Genomic DNA, 3,666 nt, shown 5'->3' with positions numbered 1-3,666 from the left:
CGCCATGGTCTGGCCGATGGTCGCGGCCGGCACCAGCAACGACGAGATCCAGTTCGCCAAGGGCGTCCGCCCCGACTTCGGCGACGACCTCGACTAACGCCCCCCTTCAACTCCAGAGCGCCTGAGGAACCCCATGTCCAAGCACACCCTCTCCGTCCTGGTCGAGAACAAGCCCGGCGTGCTCGCCCGCATCGCCGCTCTGTTCTCCCGTCGGGGCTTCAACATCGACTCCCTCGCCGTCGGCCCGACCGAGCATCCGGACGTGTCCCGGATGACCATCGTGGTCAACGTCGAGGACCTCCCGCTGGAACAGGTCACCAAGCAGCTCAACAAGCTCGTGAACGTGATAAAGATCGTCGAACTCGACCAGTCCGCTGCGATCCAGCGGGAACTGGTCCTGGTGAAGGTCCGCGCCGACAACGAGACCCGGTCGCAGATCGTCGAGATCGTCCAGCTGTTCCGTGCCAAGACGGTCGACGTGTCCCCGGACGCGGTGACCATCGAGGCCACCGGAAGCTCGGACAAGCTGGAGGCCATGCTCCGGATGCTGGAGCCTTACGGCATCAAGGAGTTGGTCCAGTCCGGCCTGGTCGCCATCGGGCGCGGCGCCCGTTCGATCACGGACCGCTCGTTGCGCGCCCTCGACCGCAGCGCCTGAGCACCCCCGAGACGCAGGCCGTCTCACACCCTGAAGCACCGCCCCACGCCCCCGCCGGTACGCCTACCGTAGAGAACGCGTACCCGGCAACCATCACGCAAGGAGATGTGCCCCCGTGGCCGAGCTGTTCTACGAAGACGACGCCGACCTGTCCATCATCCAGGGCCGCAAGGTCGCGGTCATCGGCTACGGCAGCCAGGGCCACGCCCACGCGCTGTCCCTGCGCGACTCCGGCGCCGACGTCCGGGTCGGCCTGAAGCCGGAGTCCAAGTCCCGTGCCAAGGCGGAGGAGGCCGGCCTGCGCGTCGTCACCCCGGCCGAGGCCGCGGCCGAGGCCGACGTCATCATGATCCTGGTGCCGGACCCGATCCAGGCCGACGTCTACGAGGCCGACATCGCCCCGCACCTGAAGGCCGGCGACGCCCTGTTCTTCGGCCACGGCCTGAACATCCGCTTCGGCTTCATCAAGCCCCCGGCGGACGTCGACGTCTGCATGGTCGCCCCGAAGGGCCCGGGCCACCTGGTCCGCCGCCAGTACGAGGAGGGCCGCGGCGTCCCCGCGATCGTCGCCGTCGAGCAGGACGCCTCCGGCAAGGCCTTCGACCTGGCGCTGTCCTACGCCAAGGGCCTGGGCGCCACCAAGGCCGGCGTCATCAAGACCACCTTCACCGAGGAGACCGAGACCGACCTGTTCGGTGAGCAGGCCGTCCTCTGTGGTGGCACCGCCGCCCTGGTGAAGGCCGGTTTCGAGACCCTGGTCGAGGCCGGCTACCAGCCGGAGATCGCCTACTTCGAGTGCCTGCACGAGCTGAAGCTCATCGTCGACCTGATGTACGAGGGCGGCCTGGAGAAGATGCGCTGGTCGGTCTCCGAGACCGCCGAGTGGGGCGACTACGTCACCGGCCCGCGGATCATCACCGACGCCACCAAGGCCGAGATGCGCAAGGTCCTCGCCGAGATCCAGGACGGCACCTTCGCCAACACCTGGATCGCCGAGTACAAGGCCGGTCTGCCCAAGTACAACGAGTACAAGAAGGCCGACGAGGACCACCTGCTGGAGACCACCGGCAAGAAGCTGCGCTCGCTGATGAGCTGGGTCGACGACAAGGCCTGAACCGGCCTCGGGCTCTGCCCGATTTTGTAACTTCCTTGTACAAGTAGGCTGCTCTCGTCCGGGTGATTTCGCCGGACGGGAGCAGCCTGGTACCCAGCCCGTCGATACACTCCGAGTGCGCGTCAGGCCCACAGCGTCGTGCGTCTACCTACGCGGCATGCCACCTTCCCCCCGCCGTCCACGCCACCCACGTGCCGGGGAGAACCGCAGAGTTAAGGACACACTGTCGTGAGCACTGTGACATCCAAAACCGCCGTCGTCCTGATCGCCGAAGAGCTGTCGCCCGCCACCGTCGACGCCCTCGGCCCCGACTTCGAGATCCGCCACTGCAACGGCGCCGACCGCACCGAGCTGCTCGGCGCGATCGCCGACGTCGACGCGATCCTGATCCGCTCCGCCACCAAGGTCGACGCGGAGGCGCTGGCCGTCGCCCGCAAGCTCAAGGTGGTCGCCCGGGCCGGGGTCGGCCTGGACAACGTGGACGTCGCCGCCGCCACCAAGGCCGGCGTGATGGTCGTGAACGCGCCGACCTCCAACATCGTCACCGCCGCCGAACTCGCCTGCGGCCTGCTGATCTCCGTCGCCCGCAACATCGCGCCGGCCAACGCCGCGCTCAAGCAGGGCGAGTGGAAGCGCAACAAGTACACCGGCGTCGAGCTGAGCGAGAAGACCCTCGGCGTCGTCGGCCTCGGCCGGATCGGCGTCCTGGTCGCCCAGCGGATGTCCGCGTTCGGCATGAAGATCGTCGCGTACGACCCCTACATCCAGGCCGCCCGCGCTGCCCAGATGGGCGTCAAGCTGGTCACCCTGGAGGAGCTGCTGGAGGTCTCGGACTTCATCACCGTCCACCTCCCCAAGACCCCCGAGACCATCGGCCTGATCGGCGACGAGGCGCTGCACAAGGTCAAGCCGACCGTGCGCATCGTCAACGCCGCCCGCGGCGGCATCGTGGACGAGGAGGCGCTCGCCAACGCCCTGCGCGACGGCCGGGTGGCCGGCGCCGGCCTGGACGTGTACACCAAGGAGCCGTGCACCGACTCCCCGCTGTTCGGCTTCGACAACGTGGTCGCCACCCCGCACCTGGGCGCCTCCACCGACGAGGCGCAGGAGAAGGCCGGCATCGCCGTCGCCAAGTCGGTGCGCCTGGCGCTGGCCGGCGAGCTGGTGCCGGACGCCGTCAACGTCCAGGGCGGCGTGATCGCCGAGGACGTGCGCCCGGGCCTGCCGCTGGCCGAGAAGCTCGGCCGGATCTTCACCGCGCTGGCCGGCGAGGTCGCCGTCCGGCTCGACGTCGAGGTCCGCGGCGAGATCACCCAGCACGACGTGAAGGTGCTCGAACTGTCCGCGCTGAAGGGCGTGTTCGAGGACGTGGTGGCGGAGACGGTGTCCTACGTCAACGCCCCGCTGTTCGCCCAGGAGCGCGGCGTCGAGGTCCGCCTGACCACCTCCAGCGAGAGCGCCGAGCACCGCAACGTGATCACCGTCCGCGGCACGCTCGCGAACGGCGAGGAGATCGCCATCTCCGGCACCCTGGCCGGCCCGAAGCAGACCCAGAAGATCGTCGGCGTGGACGCCTTCGACGTGGACGTCGCGCTCACCGACCACATGGCCTTCTTCAAGTACGAGGACCGCCCCGGCGTGGTCGGCGTGCTCGGCCGCCACCTCGGCGACGCCGGCATCAACATCGCCGGCATGCAGGTCGCCCGCGACGGCGGCGGCGCGCTCGCCTCCATCACCGTGGACAGCCAGATCCCGCAGGACGTGCTGTCGGCGATCGCCGCCGAGATCGGCGCCCGCTTCGCCCGCTCGGTCGACCTGGGCGCCTGAGCCCGACGCCCCCCGGGGCCCGGGCCCGCCGGGGGCGGCGGGGCGGGGCCCCCCGGGGTGACCCCCG

The 3,666-nt window shown here is 69.6% G+C and carries 3 protein-coding genes; all 3 read left to right on the top strand.

Translation table 11 applies throughout. The features are described from left to right. The first annotated feature begins 133 nt into the window (after positions 1-133). The 3 genes from ilvN (at position 134) to serA (ending at position 3,599) form a co-directional block, all read left to right on the top strand. A complete protein-coding gene (gene ilvN / locus ACFWPT_RS40725) occupies positions 134-658 on the top strand; it encodes an acetolactate synthase small subunit (RefSeq protein ID WP_030302941.1) in 525 nt (174 codons plus the stop codon). Positions 659-773: 115 nt separating this feature from the next. Beyond that, positions 774-1,772 carry a ketol-acid reductoisomerase gene (ilvC, locus tag ACFWPT_RS40720; RefSeq protein ID WP_063347727.1) on the top strand — a complete coding sequence of 333 codons (999 nt, stop codon included), beginning with the start codon at positions 774-776 and terminating at the stop codon, positions 1,770-1,772. A 237-nt stretch (positions 1,773-2,009) separates the two neighbouring features. Then, positions 2,010-3,599, top strand: a complete 1,590-nt coding sequence (gene serA / locus ACFWPT_RS40715) for a phosphoglycerate dehydrogenase (RefSeq protein WP_063347726.1) — start codon at positions 2,010-2,012, stop codon at positions 3,597-3,599. Positions 3,600-3,666 lie beyond the last annotated feature (67 nt).

It is taken from the genome of Kitasatospora sp. NPDC058478 (assembly GCF_042720345.1).
Classification (GTDB): domain Bacteria; phylum Actinomycetota; class Actinomycetes; order Streptomycetales; family Streptomycetaceae; genus Kitasatospora.
Note: the sequence above shows the minus strand (reverse complement) of the source record. Positions and strands in the feature narration are given on the sequence as shown.